The organism is Cellulomonas denverensis (assembly GCF_012396125.1).
Classification (GTDB): Bacteria; Actinomycetota; Actinomycetes; order Actinomycetales; family Cellulomonadaceae; genus Cellulomonas; species Cellulomonas denverensis.
Genome location: NZ_JAAXOX010000003.1, coordinates 69,801 through 85,982, shown reverse-complemented (window position 1 = coordinate 85,982; position 16,182 = coordinate 69,801). Strand labels below are relative to the sequence as shown.

19 protein-coding genes are annotated in these 16,182 nt (G+C 73.4%); 11 read left to right on the top strand and 8 right to left on the bottom strand.

The window, feature by feature from the left end:
- Positions 1 to 11: 11 nt before the first annotated feature.
- Positions 12 to 344, bottom strand: coding sequence for a peptidase inhibitor family I36 protein (locus tag HGA03_RS07195; protein WP_168629585.1), 333 nt, complete (start codon positions 342 to 344; stop codon positions 12 to 14).
- 145 nt (positions 345 to 489) lie between these two features.
- Between HGA03_RS07195 and HGA03_RS07190 the strand changes: the two genes are divergently transcribed.
- Positions 490 to 972 (top strand): NUDIX hydrolase, encoded by a 483-nt coding sequence (locus HGA03_RS07190; RefSeq protein WP_239073613.1) that lies wholly within the window; start codon positions 490 to 492, stop codon positions 970 to 972.
- Between the two features lies 1 nt (position 973).
- Here HGA03_RS07190 and HGA03_RS07185 read toward each other — a convergent pair whose 3' ends face one another.
- Positions 974 to 1,360, bottom strand: coding sequence for a DUF1304 domain-containing protein (locus HGA03_RS07185; protein ID WP_168629583.1), 387 nt, complete (start codon positions 1,358 to 1,360; stop codon positions 974 to 976).
- A gap of 152 nt (positions 1,361 to 1,512) precedes the next feature.
- On the opposite strand from HGA03_RS07185, the gene HGA03_RS07180 reads away from it, so the two are divergent.
- Both HGA03_RS07180 and HGA03_RS07175 read left to right on the top strand, forming a co-directional pair.
- A complete protein-coding gene (locus HGA03_RS07180; protein ID WP_203767514.1) occupies positions 1,513 to 2,640 on the top strand; it encodes an ABC transporter permease in 1,128 nt (375 codons plus the stop codon).
- Positions 2,637 to 3,326, top strand: a complete 690-nt coding sequence (locus HGA03_RS07175; protein WP_168629582.1) for an ABC transporter ATP-binding protein — start codon at positions 2,637 to 2,639, stop codon at positions 3,324 to 3,326. The genes HGA03_RS07180 and HGA03_RS07175 overlap by 4 nt, the downstream gene beginning before the upstream one ends.
- A 12-nt stretch (positions 3,327 to 3,338) precedes the next feature.
- Here HGA03_RS07175 and HGA03_RS07170 read toward each other — a convergent pair whose 3' ends face one another.
- The gene (locus tag HGA03_RS07170) at positions 3,339 to 3,926 is read right to left on the bottom strand and encodes a TetR/AcrR family transcriptional regulator (RefSeq protein WP_168629581.1); all 588 of its coding nucleotides are present in this window, start codon (positions 3,924 to 3,926) and stop codon (positions 3,339 to 3,341) included.
- A 131-nt stretch (positions 3,927 to 4,057) separates the two neighbouring features.
- On the opposite strand from HGA03_RS07170, the gene HGA03_RS07165 reads away from it, so the two are divergent.
- The 6 genes from HGA03_RS07165 (at position 4,058) to HGA03_RS07140 (ending at position 8,415) form a co-directional block, all read left to right on the top strand.
- A complete protein-coding gene (locus tag HGA03_RS07165; RefSeq protein ID WP_168629580.1) occupies positions 4,058 to 4,411 on the top strand; it encodes an ArsR/SmtB family transcription factor in 354 nt (117 codons plus the stop codon).
- Positions 4,408 to 4,896, top strand: a complete 489-nt coding sequence (locus HGA03_RS07160) for an SRPBCC family protein (RefSeq protein ID WP_168629579.1) — start codon at positions 4,408 to 4,410, stop codon at positions 4,894 to 4,896. The genes HGA03_RS07165 and HGA03_RS07160 overlap by 4 nt, the downstream gene beginning before the upstream one ends.
- Before the next feature lie 124 nt (positions 4,897 to 5,020).
- The gene (locus HGA03_RS07155; RefSeq protein ID WP_168629578.1) at positions 5,021 to 5,842 is read left to right on the top strand and encodes an alpha/beta fold hydrolase; all 822 of its coding nucleotides are present in this window, start codon (positions 5,021 to 5,023) and stop codon (positions 5,840 to 5,842) included.
- A gap of 115 nt (positions 5,843 to 5,957) precedes the next feature.
- Positions 5,958 to 6,839, top strand: a complete 882-nt coding sequence (locus HGA03_RS07150) for a manganese catalase (protein WP_168629577.1) — start codon at positions 5,958 to 5,960, stop codon at positions 6,837 to 6,839.
- A 2-nt stretch (positions 6,840 to 6,841) separates the two neighbouring features.
- Positions 6,842 to 7,252 (top strand): hypothetical protein, encoded by a 411-nt coding sequence (locus HGA03_RS07145; RefSeq protein ID WP_168629576.1) that lies wholly within the window; start codon positions 6,842 to 6,844, stop codon positions 7,250 to 7,252.
- On the top strand, positions 7,249 to 8,415 hold the full coding sequence (locus tag HGA03_RS07140) for a zinc-dependent alcohol dehydrogenase (RefSeq protein WP_168629575.1): 1,167 nt from the start codon (positions 7,249 to 7,251) through the stop codon (positions 8,413 to 8,415). The genes HGA03_RS07145 and HGA03_RS07140 overlap by 4 nt, the downstream gene beginning before the upstream one ends.
- Positions 8,416 to 8,479: 64 nt before the next feature.
- Here the strand turns inward: HGA03_RS07140 and HGA03_RS07135 are convergent, their stop codons facing one another.
- Entirely contained in the window at positions 8,480 to 9,217 is a 738-nt protein-coding gene (locus HGA03_RS07135) for an ANTAR domain-containing protein (protein WP_168629574.1), read from the bottom strand.
- A 109-nt stretch (positions 9,218 to 9,326) separates the two neighbouring features.
- Here HGA03_RS07135 and HGA03_RS07130 point away from each other — a divergent pair, with 109 nt between their 5' ends.
- Positions 9,327 to 10,589 carry a cytochrome P450 family protein gene (locus HGA03_RS07130; protein ID WP_168629573.1) on the top strand — a complete coding sequence of 421 codons (1,263 nt, stop codon included), beginning with the start codon at positions 9,327 to 9,329 and terminating at the stop codon, positions 10,587 to 10,589.
- Here the strand turns inward: HGA03_RS07130 and HGA03_RS18810 are convergent.
- On the bottom strand, positions 10,564 to 11,145 hold the full coding sequence (locus HGA03_RS18810; RefSeq protein WP_168629572.1) for a TetR/AcrR family transcriptional regulator: 582 nt from the start codon (positions 11,143 to 11,145) through the stop codon (positions 10,564 to 10,566). The genes HGA03_RS07130 and HGA03_RS18810 overlap by 26 nt on opposite strands.
- A gap of 53 nt (positions 11,146 to 11,198) precedes the next feature.
- Between HGA03_RS18810 and HGA03_RS07120 the strand changes: the two genes are divergently transcribed.
- Positions 11,199 to 12,845, top strand: coding sequence for an FAD-binding protein (locus tag HGA03_RS07120; protein ID WP_168629571.1), 1,647 nt, complete (start codon positions 11,199 to 11,201; stop codon positions 12,843 to 12,845).
- On the opposite strand, the gene HGA03_RS07115 is transcribed toward HGA03_RS07120, so the two are convergent.
- The 3 genes from HGA03_RS07115 to HGA03_RS07105 all read right to left on the bottom strand — a co-directional run bounded on the left by HGA03_RS07115 (position 12,824) and on the right by HGA03_RS07105 (position 16,138).
- Positions 12,824 to 13,210 (bottom strand): DUF779 domain-containing protein, encoded by a 387-nt coding sequence (locus HGA03_RS07115; RefSeq protein WP_168629570.1) that lies wholly within the window; start codon positions 13,208 to 13,210, stop codon positions 12,824 to 12,826. The genes HGA03_RS07120 and HGA03_RS07115 overlap by 22 nt on opposite strands.
- Positions 13,211 to 13,263: 53 nt before the next feature.
- Positions 13,264 to 14,787, bottom strand: coding sequence for an aldehyde dehydrogenase (gene adh, locus HGA03_RS07110; protein ID WP_168629569.1), 1,524 nt, complete (start codon positions 14,785 to 14,787; stop codon positions 13,264 to 13,266).
- A gap of 118 nt (positions 14,788 to 14,905) precedes the next feature.
- The gene (locus HGA03_RS07105; protein ID WP_168629568.1) at positions 14,906 to 16,138 is read right to left on the bottom strand and encodes a GAF domain-containing protein; all 1,233 of its coding nucleotides are present in this window, start codon (positions 16,136 to 16,138) and stop codon (positions 14,906 to 14,908) included.
- Positions 16,139 to 16,182: the final 44 nt, after the last annotated feature.

Genomic DNA, 16,182 nt, shown 5'->3' with positions numbered 1-16,182 from the left:
TCAAGTACTCGCTAACAGATCGCCGTCGTCATCGTACGGATCGACCGGACGGGCAGGTCGGTCGAGGTGAACAGCGTGCCAGCATTCACGCAGGTCCAGTTCCCGGTACCACCGGTGACGGCGTACATCCGCACCGCCACGCCGGTGCGGTTCCAGATCGTCTTGGCGGTGGTCATGTTGGTCGACTGCACCCCGGCGGTCCCGGTGCTCCAGAAGACGCCCGAGTAGCCGGGGTTGGACCAGATGCAGAACCGGGCTGCGGTGCACTGCCCGGCCGCGTAGGGGGTGATCGCCACGTCGCCGTCGCCCTCATCCGCGCTGGCCAGCGCGGGAACGGCGAACACCATGGCACAGGACAGGGCAACCGCGGCGAGGCGGCGCCGGAGGGGGGATCGCGTAGTCATATCTCGAACATCCCGCTCGGCCCCTGACCCGTCACCGGAACCGACTGTGATCTTCATCACACTAGGTAGCTGCGATACTCGGCGGGTGACCGAGCGCTACTCCCCCGACGACCACATCGACGGCCGGAGCCTGCTGGTCGCCGCCGCCTACCTCCTGGTGCTGGACGGCGACCGCCTGCTGCTCCAACTGCGGTCCGGCACCGGCTACCGCGACGGCCACTGGGCCACCCTGGCCGGTCACGTCGACCCCGGCGAGTCGGCCCACGAGGCGGCCGTCCGGGAGGCACGCGAGGAGGCCGGGATCATCGTGCAGCCGGCCGACCTGGTGCCGCTGACCACGCTGCACCGATTCCAGCGCACCGGCCCCCAGGTCGAGCAGCGCGCGGACATGTTCTTCCTCACCCGCCGCTTCACCGGCGAGGCCACCCGCCGCGAGCCGGACAAGGCCGCCCGGGTGGAATGGTTCGACCTCGACCGCCTACCCAGCCCGCTGGTCCCGCACGAGGCGGCCGTGATCGCCGCGTGGCGGGCGGGCGATCTGCCGGCGGTGTGGTCGATGCCGAGCTGACTCAGCCGAACAGCGCCACCAGCAGCAGCACGACGGTGATCAGCGGGAAGAACCCCTGGATCGCCGCCGAGCGCCGCTTGTCCGGCGAGCTGGCCGCCAGCACGACGGCCGCGGCCAGCATCGACCCGGTGCCGGCCAGCATCAGTGCGGTGCCGACCTCGGTCCACCCGGACGCCTGGTAGATCAGGCCCACGCCGGTGACCAGGGCCAGGAACAGGTTGTAGAACCCCTGGTTGAAGGCCAGCGGGCGGGTGATCCGGGCCTCGTCCTCGGTGGTGCCGAAGATCCGCCGAGCGGTCGGGCCGGTCCAGAGCACGGACTCCAGCACGAAGATGTAGACGTGCACCAGGGCGGCCAGCAGGCCGGGGATCAGGCTGACGATGAACACGGGGCGATTCTCGTGGTTGTGGCGAATAGTCCGCCGCACCCCTCCCGGCGTGGCGCGTCCACGGCCCGGCGGTGATGGATGCCGACACGATGTCGATATGATGCTGACAGCGTGTCGGTAAAGATGCGCCTCCCGTCCCCCGGAGGTCCTCCGTGTTCCTGGCCTTGCGCGAACTCGCCTTCGCGCGCATCCGCTTCGGCCTGATGGGCGCCGTCGTCGGCCTGATCTCGATCCTGATGGTGTTGCTGTCCGGACTGTCCTCCGGGCTGGTGGTCGACGGCGTCTCCGGGCTGATGCGCAGCCCGATCGACGCGGTCGCCTTCGCCGAGGGCACCCGCACCGACTCCGCCTTCACCCGCTCGGAGGTGACCACCGCGCAGCGCGACACCTGGGCGGCCCGGGACGACGTCGCCGCCGCCGAGTTGCTCGGCACCTCGATCGTCAACGCCAAGAACCAGGACGGCACCGCCGTGGACCTCACTCTGTTCGGGGTGGTGCCTGGCGGGTTCGTCGACCCCGGGGCCGCCGAGGGAACCGCGCTCGCGGGACCCGGTGAGGCGGTGCTGAGCGCGTCGGCCCGCGACGAGGGCGTCGCGCTCGGTGACGTGATCACCCTCGACCGCCTGGGCACCGAGCTGCGGGTGGTCGGCTTCACCGCGGATCAGCGGACCTTCGGGCACGTCGACGTCGCCTTCGTCCCGCTGGAGACCTGGCAGCAGGTGCACGCCGGCACGATGGCCGGTGACCCGGCCGACCCCGCCGCCCGCGATCTCGGCAGCGTGGTCGCCCTGCGCGCGGCGGACGGTGCGATCGATCTGACGGCCGGCGACTCCGCCGCCGGAACCTCGGCGCGCGACCTCGAGGCCGCCTACGACTCCTCGCCCGGCTACACCGCCGAGATGATGACGATGGAGCTGATCCAGGTGTTCCTGTACGCGATCTCGGCGCTGGTGGTCGGAGCGTTCTTCGCGCTGTGGACCGTGCAGCGGACCCGGGAGCTCGCGGTGATGCGGGCAATGGGCGCCTCGACCCGCTTCCTGCTCGCCGACGGGGTCTGGCAGGCCGGGATCCTGCTGATCGGCTCGGTGGCGGCCGGCGTGGGGGTCGGCGTCGGCCTGGGCGCGCTGCTCCAGGGCACCGACATGCCCTTCGCCCTGCAGGCCGGACCCGTGCTCACCGGCGCGGCGCTCCTGGTCGGGCTCGGCCTGATCGGTGCGATGGCCGCCACCGCCCGCGTCGCCGCGATCGACCCCGTCACCGCCCTGGGAGAGAACCGATGACCACCACCGCGACCCGCACCCGCACCGGCCTCGCCCTGCGCGAGGTGTCACTCACCTTCGGCGACGGCGACCAGCAGGTGACCGCACTGGACCGGGTCGACCTGACCGTGCCACCCGGCCGGTTGATCGCCGTCGTCGGCCCGTCCGGCGCGGGCAAGTCCAGCCTGCTGGCCGTGGCGGGCGGACTGAGCCGGCCGACCTCCGGGTCGGTGGCGGTGGACGACACCGAGCTGACCGGCCTCACCGGCCGGGCGCTGACCGCGTTCCGCCGCGACCGGGTCGGCTTCGTGTTCCAGTCCGGCAACCTGGTCCCGGCGCTCACCGCGCTGGACCAGCTCCGGCTGGTGGAGCGGATCACCGGCCGGCCCTGCCCGGTGCCGCCGATCGAGCTGCTGCGCGCGGTCGGGATGGCCGAGCACGCGCGCCGGCGACCGGGCCGGCTGTCCGGCGGCGAGCGGCAGCGGGTGGGCATCGCCCGCGCCCTGGCCGCCGCCCCGTCGGTGCTGCTGGTGGACGAGCCGACCGCCGCGCTGGACCGGCGGCGCAGCCACGAGATCGTGGAGCTGTTGGCGGCCCGGACGCACGACTCGGGGGTCGCCACCGTGATGGTGACGCACGACCATGACGTGCTGGAGCACTGCGACCAGGTGCTGGAGATGGTCGACGGGCGGCTCGGCCCGGCCTGAACCGCCGGTGGGTCAGCCGCGGCCCAGGTCGTGCAGGTAGGCGCCGACCAGCGCGTCCAGGGCGGCGGCGGCCCGGTCCAGGTCGCCGTCCTGCTCGACCTGCACCGACGCCGTGTGCAGCAGGGCACCGATCAGCGCGGTCATGGTGGCCGGGTCGGGGGCGCCGAGGTCGGCCAGCGCCCGGGTGACCGGTTCCAGCAGCCGGTCGTGGAACTCCCGCGACTGCCGCGCCAGGTCCTCGGACGGCGCCGCGACCACCAGCGCCCGGGCCAGCGCGTGCTCCCCGTCGGCGACCAGCTGGAGGTTGGCGCGCAGGAAGGCCAGCACCCGGTCCCGGGGATCGGCGGCGCCCGCCACCGCGGCGTCCAGGCGGTGCTGCCAGCGCGGGAAGGAGTCGGCCACCACTGCGGACAGCAGGTCCTCGCGCGAGGTGAAGTACTGGTAGACGCTCGACCGGGACAGCCCGGCCCGCGCGCCGACCTCCGCGAGCGAGGGGACGTGGTCCGGCTGGGCGGTGAGCAGGTCCCGGGCCGCGTCCAGCAGCGCCCGCCGGCGGACCGCGCGGTGCTCGGCGACGGTCGGGGCGTCGATCCGCGGCATGGTCCCCTTCCCCTCTCGGCCCGGTCGCACGCGTCGTGCGCGATGGGCGTCAGCGCAGGATGTCACGTCGCCCGCGCCGGTGTCGCCCTACCCCTTGTCACCCCGCGACCCCCGGCGTAACGTACAACCTCATGGTTGTACGTCAGTTGGAGCAGGCCGAGGCGGACCGGATCTTCGCCGCCCTGGCCGATGCCACCCGACGGGACATCGTCAGCCGGGTGCTCCGGGAGGAGGCATCCGTCACGGCCCTCGCCGAGGGCTACCGGATGAGCTTTGCCGCGGTGCAGAAGCACGTCGCCGTGCTGGAACGGGCACACCTGGTGACCAAGCACCGACGCGGCCGACAGCAACTGGTGCGCCCCGATCTGGGCACCATCCGCTCGGCGGCCGCACTGCTGGAGGAGTACGAACGGGTCTGGCGCGGCCGGATGGACCGCTTCGGCCAGATCCTGGACGAGACCGACACCGAAGGGGACCACCCATGACCGTCGTCAGCGCCACTCCCGACACCCAGAGCCTCAGCCTCACCATCGTGACCGAGTTCGCCGCCACCCCCGAGCGGGTCTGGCGGCTGTGGTCCGACCCGCGCCAGCTGGAGCGCTGGTGGGGGCCGCCGACCTGGCCCGCCACCTTCACCGAGCTGGACCTACGCCCGGGCGGCCGCGCGTCGTACTTCATGACCGGCCCGGAGGGCGAGAAGGCGGCCGGCTGGTGGGAGTTCCACGCCGTGCAGGCGCCGAGTTCGCTCGTCTTCGACGACGGCTTCGCCGACGAGGACGGCACGCCCAGCGAGCAGATGCCGGTCACCCGGGCCGAGGTGGCCATCGAGCCCACCGGCTCCGGCAGCCGGATGACCATCGTGTCCCGGTTCGCCGACGCGGCCCAGATGCGGCAACTGGTCGAGATGGGAATGGTCGAGGGGATGTCCGAGGCGCTCGGCCAGATCGACGCCCTCCTGGCCGAGGGCTGACCGGCCCCGGGGTGGCCCGGTGTTCACCACCTGGCCACCCCGGGCCTCTGGTGTTCGCAACAATCCGGGCATACCTTCCAATCCGGGCTGTATCGCCCAGAATTGGACACCAGGGAGATTCCGGATGCCGTACTTCACCACCTCCGACGGGACGCAGCTCTTCTACCGTGACTGGGGCACCGGCCGCCCGGTCGTGCTCAGCCACGGCTGGCCGCTGTCCGGTGATGCCTGGGACGTCGAGCTGAAGCTGCTCGCCGACCACGGCTACCGCGCCATCGCGCACGACCGCCGCGGCCACGGCCGGTCGGACCAGCCGTTCGCCGGCAACGACATGGACACCTACGCCCGGGACCTCGCCGAGCTGGTCGACCACCTGGACCTGCGCGACCTGGTGGTGGTCGGGCACTCCACCGGCGGCGGCGAGGCGGTGCGGTACGCCGCCCGGCACGGTCAGGGCCGGGTGACCAAGGTGGTGACCGCGGGTGCGGTGCCGCCGGTGATGGTGCAGTCCGGGTCGAACCCGGAGGGCACCCCGCTGTCCGCCTTCGACGACATCCGGGCCGGGCTGCTGGCCGACGCCTCGCAGTTCTACCGCGACCTGGCGTACCCGTTCTTCGGCGCGAACCGGGAGGGGTCGCAGGTCTCCGAGGGCGCCCGCGAGCAGTTCTGGCGACTGGGCATGGCCGCCGGGCTGCACAACGCCTACGAGTGCGTGAAGGCGTTCTCCGAGACCGACTTCACCGAGGACCTCAGGGCGCTGGACGTGCCGATCCTGATCGCGCACGGTGACGACGACCAGATCGTGCCGATCCACGACGCCGCACAGAAGGCGATCGAGCTGGTGGCCCACGGCACGCTGAAGGTCTACCCGGGCGCCCCGCACGGGGTGTACGGCGCCTACCGGACCGCCTTCGACGCCGACCTGCTGGAGTTCATCCGGAGCTGACCGCTCGACATGCGCCTGGACCCGGCCCGGCACAGACTGGCGGTGGCGCGTCGAGTCCAGGCGCATGTCGGCAGGTCGCCGATGCGTCGGCGACCCCTCCCCGACAGGGGGCTCCATGTTCTTCCACCGTCAGGAACTGCAGTTCAAGGCCAGCCCGGAGAAGCCGGACGCGGTGTACGCCCGCAAACTCCAGGAGGTGCTGGGCGGCCAGTACGGCGAGATCACCGTCGCCATGCAGTACGGCTTCCAGTCCTGGAACAGCCATCTGCCCGGCAAGTACCGGGACCTGCTCTACGGCATCGGGGCCGAGGAGTTCGGCCACGTCGAGATGCTGGCGACGATGATCGCCCAGTTGCTGGAGAAGGCTCCGCTCGGCGTGGTCGAGGGTGCCGTCCAGGACGACCCGACCGTCGCCGCGATCATCGGCGGCACCGACCCGCAGCACGCCATCGTGGCCGGTGCCGGCGCGCGGCCGGTCGACTCCAACGGCAACCCGTGGTCGGCGGGCTACGTCACCGCCAGCGGCAACCTGCTGGCCGACTTCACCGCCAACGCCAATGCCGAGATGCAGGGCCGGATCCAGGTCGCCCGGCTCTACCACATGACCGACGACCCCGGTGTGCGGGACATGCTCGCCTTCCTGCTGGCCCGGGACACCATGCACCAGAACCAGTGGATCGCCGCGGCCCGGGAGCTGCAGGAGGAAGGGCTGGAGGGGCTGCCGACCCCGTCCAACTTCCCGCTGTCCGAGGAGCACCGCGAGGTGTCCTACCAGTACATCAACTTCTCCAACGGCACCGAGGCGGACCAGGGCAGCTGGGCCTCCGGTCCGACCCCGGACGGCAAGGGCGAGTTCAGCTACGTCCCCGAGCCGCCCGAGGGCGTGCCCGCCCCGCCGCCCACCACGCCGGACGCCCGGCTGTACGGCACCACCGGCACGCCCAACCCGATCGAGAAGGCGGCCGGCAAGGTCCAGGACGCCTTCCACAAGGAGTGAGCGTGCGCGCCCGGACCCTGCTGACCACGGCGGCGGTGGCCTCCACCGCCGCCGTTGCGGGCGCGCGGCTGCGGGCCCGGCTGCCGCAGCCGCCGCAGCACCTCGACCGGCCGCCGGCGATCACCGTGCTGCTGTCCGGCGAGGAGCTGGACGCCCGGCGGGACGGCCTGTCCGCCGAGCACCGTGACCTGCTGGACGCCTGTCGCCGCACCCCCGCCCCCGGCGACCGCGGCACCGAACTGCGGCCGTCCGCCGCGGGCCCGGACACCCGCCAACAGCTCCGCCTGCTCAAGCAGGTGCTGGAGACCGGCCACACCCTGCCGCCGGACGACACCGGCGACCGCCCCGCCACCCCCGGCGGGAAGCTGCTGGATCTGGCGATCTCCCAGGCCGGACGGAGGGGACGACTGTGAAGGCGCTGACCTGGACCGGGGTGAACTCCCTGGCGGTGCAGACCGTGCCCGACCCGGAGCTGCTCCGGCCGACCGACGCGATCGTGCGGGTCACCTCGACGGTGACCTGCGGCTCGGACCTGCACCTGCTGGCCGGGTACGTGCCGTTCATGCGGCACGGCGACGTGCTGGGCCACGAGTTCATCGGCGAGGTGGTCGAGGTCGGCTCTCAGGTCCGGGACCGCCGGGTCGGCGAGCGGGTGGTGGTCAGCTCCTTCGTCGCCTGCGGCTCGTGCTGGCAGTGCCGGCAGGGCAACTTCTCGCTGTGCGACAACGGCAACCCGAACCCGGGCATCACCGAGGCACTGTGGGGATTCGCCCCCGGCGGCTGCTTCGGCTACTCGCACGCGATGGGCGGCTACGGCGGCTCGCACGCCGAGTACGTCCGGGTGCCCTATGCCGACGTCGGGGCGTTCCCGGTGCCGGAGGAGATCCCCGAACTGCGGGCGCTGTTCGCCTCCGACGCCGCCGCCACCGGCTGGATGGGCGCCGACCTGGGCGAGGTCGGCCCGGGCGACACCGTCGCGGTGTGGGGGGCGGGCGGGGTCGGCCTGATGGCGGCCCGCTCGGCCCAGATCCGGGGCGCCGCCCAGGTGGCGATCATCGAGCCGCGGGAGGACCGGCGGCGGTTCGCCGAGGACTGGCTGGGGGTGCCGACCCTGCACCCGCGGGACGCCGGCGAGGGCCTGCTGGAACTGACCGCGGGCCGGGGACCGGATGTCGCGATCGAGGCGGTCGGGATGGAGGCCGCCGCCGACACCGGTGTGCAGGCCGCGGTGGACCGGGCCGGCCAGGCGCTGCGGGTGCAGACCGAGCGGCCGACCGCGGTGCGCGAGACGATCTACCACTGCCGCAAGGGTGGCACCGTGGTGATCCTCGGGGTGTTCGCGGGCTGGGCGAACCGGTTCCCGCTGGGCGCGCTGATGAACAAGGGGCTGACCGTGCGCAGTTCGCAGGTGCACGGGCAGCGGTACGTGCCGACGCTGCTGGAACTGATGGCCTCCGGCGAGCTGGATGCCGAGCGGCTGGCCACCCACGAGCTGGCGCTCGGCCAGGGGCCGGAGGCCTATCGGCTGTTCCAGCACAAGGACGACGGCTGCCTGCGGGCGGTGCTCCATCCGTAGCAGCCGCCGCGAGGAGCGTCCAGGCCGGTCCGGTGGGATGCCGGACCGGCCCGGACGTGCCCGCTCAGGCGCGCAGCAGGTCGTAGCTGCGGTCGCGGCGCCGGGCGCCCGGGCCCATCGGCGGCTCGGTGGCGGCGGTGCGCCGTTCCAGGCGGGCCCGCACACTCGGGGTCGCCACCGCCTCCACGGTCCGGCCGTGACCACCCAGCAGCGGCGAGTCCAGGCCCAGTTCGGCCAGCTCACCCCGCGCGGCCGCCTCGACCACCCCCGCGGCGAGCACCCGCAGCGGGATGTTCCGGTCCATCGAGGTCTGCCGCAGCAGCAGGAAGCTGTCGGCCACCGAACGCCCGGTCATCGCGGCCAGGATGCCCTTGGCCTGCTCGATGGTCGCGTAGCTGGCGGTGGCCTCCTTGATCTGCCGGGACGCCTCCGCCGAGGCCATCACCCGGATCGGTGCCGACATGTCCACCAAGTAGCCGTCCACCCGGCCGCCCGGCGCGTCGGCCGAGCCGACCACCAGCGCCTCGAACCGGCGGCGGCGCGCGTCCACCATCGTGACCACCGAGGCCCAGGTGTCGGCCGAGCGGCCCCAGTGGTCCAGGGCGTCCCGCCACCGGGTCCGGTCCTCGGCCTCGGTATGCGCACGCACCAGACCGGTGGTGGGCAGCACGTCGCCGGGCTCGAAGCCGAGCAGGCGGAAGCACTCGTCGTTCCACCACCAGCGTTCGGCCGCCAGGTCGATCGCGAAATGACAGCCGCTGGCGGCGGTCTCGGCGGCGCGCGGACGCGTCCGATCGTTCATGGGTCTCTCGCCCTTTCTGCAGGCGGAGTCCGTGGGTGACGACCGACTCTGCGTGAACCCCCGACGCTAGGCCTGCCGGTCGGTCCAGACAACCGCTCCAAGGAGTTCCATGCCCCCGTTCACCTCCCCGCGCACCCCGGTCCGGCTGTCCGCGCGGGCCGGCGCCGTGCTCACCGCGCGGGTGCTGGTCCCGCTGATCGCCGAGGGCCCGATCATCCGGCGTGGACCGGTGGTCACCGTCGCCGACCGCCTGGGCTGGGAGAGCGCGGCGGTGCGGCTGCTGGACCGGCTGGCCGAGCGCTACGACCGGCGGCCGCTGCTGGTCCGGCTCGGCCCGCGCACCCTGCTGCTGCCGCTGCACCCGGACGACGCCCGGGACGTGCTGGACGCCACACCGGAACCCTTCACCCCGGCGTCCGGGGAGAAGCGGTCCGCGTTGCGGCACTTCCAGCCCCGGGCGGTGCTGATCAGCGACCAGGACGACCGGCCCGCGCTGCGGGAGTGGAACGAGGCGGCCCTACAACCCGGCGGCCTGCACCAGGCGGCGGCCACCCTGGTGGCGGTGGCACAGCGGGACGGCGCCGAGCTCGCCGCCACCGCCCGCCGCAGCGGGGAACTCGGCTGGCAGCAGGCGGACGGGCCGCTGTGGGCCACCGTGCGCGAGCTGGTGCTCGGCCCCGGCGCCCGGCCGGACACCGCCCTGACCGACGACCTGAACCGGCTACGGTCCCGGGCCAATCTGGCCTTCGCCCGGCCGCTGGACCGGCGGCGGCGGGCCCGGTTCACCCGGCGGCTGCTGGACCACCTGCACACCGCACCGGCGACCAGCCTGGCCGGGGCCGGGCTGCTGCACGGTGGGTCACCGGCCTTCGCCGCCACCCAGGTGCCGCACTGGCTGTTCGCCTACGACGCCGCCCGGATCACCCTGTGGCGCGCACTCGCGGTGCTCGCCGCCGACCCGGAGCGGCAGGACGCGGTGCGGCACGAGGCCGAGCACCAGCCCGGTCACCGGCAGCAGGCCGCCGCCGACGCGATCCGGGCGGCGCTGCACCGCTGGCCGACCACCCTGGTCATCCTGCGGGACGCCACCGCCGCCACCCGGTGGGGTCGGACCACCCTCGACCCGGGCACCGGCGTGGCGCTGATCAGCGCCTACCTGCACCGGGCCGCCGAGCCGGTGGACCTGTCGTTCAGCGCGGGCCCGGCGATCTGCCCGGGCCGGGACGTGGTGGTGGACACGATGGCCCCGCTGCTGGCCGCGATGGTCCGGGACACCCGGTGGTCGCCGCTCACCCACCCGGACCTGGCGGCGGAGCCGGGTCCGGTCACGCTGCCGCACCACCGGATCAGGCTGGCGGCGGAGCCGGTCTGAGCGGGGCCGGGCCGAGCGGGGTCAGCGCGAGCGCGGCCCGGACCGCCTCCCGGGGGTCGTCCGCGGCGGTCACCACCACGCCGACCACCATCCGCAGCACCAGCATCACCTCGGGCACGCCGAGCCGGTCGGGCACCAGGCCGGCCGCGAGCGCCGCGGGCAGGGTCCGGGCGACCAGTCCCGCCAGCCGCCGGTCGCCCTCGTAGCCGGGCAGGGTGCGGCGGGCGTCGATCACCAGCTCGATCACCGCAGTGTCGGTCAGGATCAGGTCGATCAGCCGGTCCCAGAGCCGGCCGAAGGCGTCCGGGCCGGGGTCGGCGGCGATCTGGTCCAGCTCGGCGAAGTTCTGCTCGAAGACCGCCAGTGCCAGGTCGATCCGGGTCGGGAAGTGCCGGTAGAGCACGCCCTGGCCGACGCCGGCCTCCCGGGCGATCGCGGACAGCGGCACGTGATACCCGCGGGCGGCGAACAGTCGGCGGGCGGCGGCCAGCAAGGCCTCCCGGTTCCCGGCAGCAGCGGCGGGCCCACGATTGACGCGACCGGCGGTGGTGGTCATGCTGGCAGCCTAGCCATCCGGACAGGGTTGTCCGGTCTACGGAGGGGCGCCCCATGAGTGTGAGCACGCAGCAAGCGGACCAGCACTACGACGTCGTCGTGATCGGCTCGGGCGGGGCAGGCTTCGCCACCGCGCTCGGCGCCCTCGACCAGGGCCTGCGGGTATTGATGGTCGAGGGGTCGCCGCAGTGGGGCGGGTCGACCGCGATGTCCGGCGGCGGACTGTGGCTGCCGGACAACCCGCTGATGCGGGCCGACGGCGTCGCCGACTCCCGGGACGAGGCGCTGGCCTACCTGGCCGCCACGGTCGGCGAACCGGGGCGTGCCTCGGACCGGGCCCGGCACGAGGCGTTCGTGGACGGCGTGGACGACTTCCTGCGCACCGCGCACCGGCACGGCATGCGCTTCGTCCGGGCGACCGACTACCCGGACTACTACCCCGAGCTGCCCGGCGGGAAGATCGGCCGCGCGGTGGAGGTCCGGCCGATCGACAGCAAGATCATCGGCGAGTGGTGGGACACCCTGCGCGGGGCGGTGCCGCTGCCGGCCAAGACCGACGACGTGTGGCTGCTCGGCCGGGCCTGGTCCACGCCGGGCGGGTTCGTGCGTGGCGCGCAGTTCGTGTTCCGGGCGCTCGGCGGTCTGGTGCGCGGTCAGCGGCTGACCGGGATCGGCGCCGGGCTGGCCACCTCCTTCCTGCACGCGGTGGTGCAGCGCGGCGGGGTGCCGCTGTGGCTGGACAGCCCGCTGGAGGACCTGGTGATCGAGGACGGCCGGGTGACCGGGGTCCGGGTCCGGCGCGACGGGGTGAGCACCACGGTGCACGCCCGGCTCGGCGTGATGCTGGCCGCCGGTGGCTTCGAGTCCAACCCCGAGTGGCGGCAGAAGTACCACGGCATCGACGGCGCACCCTCCGGCAACCCGGCCAACCAGGGTGCGGTGATCGACATCGCCCGGCAGCACGGGGCGGCGCTGGAACTGATGGACGACGCCTGGTGGGGTGCGTCGATCGCCGCGCCGCCCGGCGGTCAGCCCTCGTTCATCGTGGGGGAACGGTCGATGCCGTACTCGCTGATGGTGGACGCCGCCGGTGCCCGGTTCGCGAACGAGTCCGAGTCCTACGTGGACCTGGGCCACCACATGCTCGAGCACGACAAGGACGGCGCCTACTGGTTGATCACCGACCACCGCTACACCCTGCGCTACCTGCGGACGTTCGCGATGGACCCGCGGGCGACCAAGGCGATGCGCGAGGCCGGGATCATGATCAAGGCCGGCAGCCTGGACGAACTGGCCCGCCGGACCGGGATCGACCCGGCCGCCCTGCGCGCCACGGTCGACCGGTTCAACGCCCAGGCCCGGGCCGGGGTGGACGGCGACTTCGGCCGCGGCAACTCCGCCTACGACCGGTACTACGGCGACCCCACCGTGCGGCCCAACCCCTGCCTCGGCCCGCTGGAGCGCGCACCGTTTCTGGCCTACCGGGTGGTGATCGGCGACCTCGGCACCAAGGGCGGGGTGGTCACCGACGGCGACGCCCAGGTGCTGCGCGAGGACGGCTCGGTAATCGAGGGGCTGTACGCCGCGGGCAACACCTCCGCCACCGTGATGGGCCGCACCTATCCCGGACCCGGTTCCACCATCGGGCCGGCGGCGGTGTTCGGGATGCGCGGGGCCCGTCACATGGGCGCGGGGCGCTGACCTTCCTCCTGCTCCGCCCACTCGTCGTCGGTGAGCAGCCGGGACCGGATCAGGAACCGCACCCCCTCCGGCGCCTCCAGCGAGAACCCGGCACCCCGGCCGGGCACCACGTCGATGGTCAGGTGGGTGTGCCGCCAGTAGGCGAACTGGTTCCGGCTCATCCAGACCGGCACCCGGAAGTCGCCCAGGTCCAGGTCGCCCAGTTGGACGTCGGCGTCGCCGGTCAGGAACTCCCCCGCCGGGTAGCACATCGGCGAGGACCCGTCGCAGCAGCCGCCGGACTGGTGGAACATCAGGTCGCCGTGCTGCTCGCGCAGCCGCCGGAGCATGTCGGCGGCGGCTGGGGTGTGATCGACCCTGCTCATGGTGTCTCCCTCCCCCGTGGGCCCCGGTCTCCCCGGGGCCCACGGGGCGCCGGTCAGAAGAAGCCGAGCTTCTGCGCGGAGTAGGACACCAGCAGGTTCTTGGTCTGCTGGTAGTGGTCGAGCATCATCTTGTGGTTCTCCCGGCCGACGCCGGAGCCCTTGTAGCCGCCGAAGGCCGCCGCCGCGGGGTAGGCGTGGTAGCAGTTGGTCCACACCCGCCCGGCCTCGATGTCCCGGCCGGCCCGGTAGGCGATCGAGCCCTCCCGGGACCACACCCCCGCGCCCAGCCCGTACAGGGTGTCGTTCGCGGTGTGGATGGCGTCCGAGTAGTCCGAGAACGACGTCACCGCGACCACCGGGCCGAAGATCTCCTCCTGGAAGATCCGCATCGAGTTCTTGCCCTCGAAGATGGTCGGGGTCACGTAGTACCCGCCGGCCAGGTCGCCGTCCAGCTCGGCCCGGTGACCGCCGGTGAGCACCTTGGCGCCCTCGGCCTTGCCGATGTCGATGTAGGACAGGATCTTCTCCAGCTGGTCGTTGGAGGCCTGCGCGCCGATCATCGTGTCGGTGTCCAGCGGGTTGCCCTGCTTGACCGCCTCGGTGCGGGCGATCGCGTCGGTCAGGAAGCCGTCGTAGATCGACTCCTGGATCAGCGCCCGGGACGGGCAGGTGCACACCTCGCCCTGGTTGAGGGCGAACATGGTGAAGCCCTCCAGCGCCTTGTCGTAGAAGTCGTCCTTGGCCCGCGCCACGTCCTCGAAGAAGATGTTCGGGCTCTTGCCGCCCAGCTCCAGGGTGACCGGGATGATGTTCTGACTGGCGTACTGCATGATCAGCCGCCCGGTGGTGGTCTCCCCGGTGAAGGCGATCTTGCGGATCCGCGGGCTGGACGCCAGCGGCTTGCCCGCCTCCACCCCGAAGCCGTTGACCACGTTGACCACCCCCGGCGGCAACAGGTCGGCGATCAACTCCATCAGGACCAGGATCGAGGTCGGGGTCTGCTCGGCCGGCTTGAGCACCACCGTGTTCCCGGCCGCCAGCGCGGGAGCCAGCTTCCACACCGCCATCAGGATCGGGAAGTTCCACGGGATGATCTGGCCGACCACGCCCAGCGGCTCGTGGAAGTGGTAGGCGATGGTGTCCTCGTCGATCTCGGAGATCGACCCCTCCTGGGCCCGGACCGCCCCGGCGAAGTACCGGAAGTGGTCCACCGCCAGCGGCAGATCGGCGGCCAGGGTCTCCCGGACCGGCTTGCCGTTCTCCCAGGTCTCGGCGACCGCGAGCAACTCCAGGTTCTGCTCCATCCGGTCGGCGATCCGGTTCAGGATCACCGCCCGCTCGGTGGCCGTGGTCCTGCCCCAGGTCCGGGCGGCACCGTGAGCGGCGTCCAGCGCCCGCTCGATGTCGTCGGCGTCACCGCGCGCCACCTCGGTGAAGGTCCGGCCGGTCACCGGCGACGGGTTCTCGAAGTAGCGGCCGGACGCCGGGGCGACGTACTCCCCGCCGATCCAGTGGTCGTAGCGCTCGCGGTAGGTCGCGGGGCTGCCGGGCTGTCCCGGCGCTGCGTAGACGGTCATCTGCATGCCTCCGTGCAGGGTCACCGGGCACCGCGTCGTTGCGGTGCGCCGTGCCCGGCACGCTAGGTCGCCCAGGGTTGCAATCGCGTTGCACCGCAGGTCAGCGAGGTCAGCGAGGTCAGCGCAGGCCCAGTCGGCGCCGCAGCAGGTCCAGCCGGCCGGTGGCCCGGGCCCGGGACACCGACCCGGGGGCGCTGGACCGGGCCAGCAGCTCCCAGGCGGCCCAGTCGTCCACCCCCTCGTCCCGGTCCAGCCAGCGTTCCAGCAGCACCGGGTCCGCGGTGTGCAGCACGGCGGCCCGGACGTCCGCGGCCAGCGACTCGCGCACCGCCTCCACCCCCGGCGCCCGGGAGCGGGGCAGCACCGGCCCGGGGTAGCGGTCCAGCGCCGAGCGCACCTCCCCCGCTGCCAGCCCGGACCGGACCGCCGCGACGTCGGTGTCCAGCTCGGCCGCCAACCGGTAGGGCCGCGACCGGTCCAGCAGCGGGCCGACCACCCGGCGCAGCCGGGACACCTCGGCCCGGACCGCCACGTCGGACATCGCCCCCGGGTGCAGCAGCACCGCCAGTTCCTCCGCGCGCAGGCCCCGGGGGTGCTCGGCCAGCAGCAGGAGCAGTTCGGCGTGCCGCAGCGACAGGGCGCGGGCGCCCGGACCGGGGCCGTGCAGCACCCCGGAGTCCGGGCGCAGCAGTTCCAGCCGGGCGGTGCCGGCGACCGGGTGGCGCAGCGCATCCAGGGCGCGCAACTCGGACTCCACCGCGGTCGCGGTCGCCCGGACCAGGGACAACATCAGCAGCGAGGCCGCGCCGTCCCGCCCGGTCACGTCCAGGGCGCCCAGCACCCGGCCGTCCGGTCCGCGCAGCACGGCCGCGGTGCAACTCCACGGCTGCACCGCCCGGCTGAAGTGCTCGGCCCCGCGCACCTGCACCGTCGACCCGGTGGCCAAGGCGGTGCCCGGCGCGTTGGTGCCGGCCTGCCGCTCGGCCCAGGCCGCCCCCTCGACGAAGCCGACCCGTTCCACCGCCCGGCGGACCCGGGTGTCCCCGGCGATCCAGAGCAGCCGGCCGTCGGCGTCGGTGAGCGCGACCAGGAACTCCTCGCTGACCGCCGCGTCCAGGAGCAGCCCCCGCACCACCGGCAGCGCGTGCCGCAGCGGGTGCTGGTCCCGGTGCCGGCGCAGCTCGGCCTCGCTGAGCACCACCGGCGGCCCGGGCAGCTCCGGATCCACCCCGCCGCGCAGACTGCGCCGCCAGGACTCGGCCACCAGCGGGCGGACGTCCGGGGCGGCACCGGTGGTCAGGAACCGCTCGTGGGCGGCCCGGGTGCGTGCCAGCGTCCGGTCGGTCGGCACCGGCCCACCCCCCTCGACGTCGCGGCGTGGGGGTCAGTGTCACC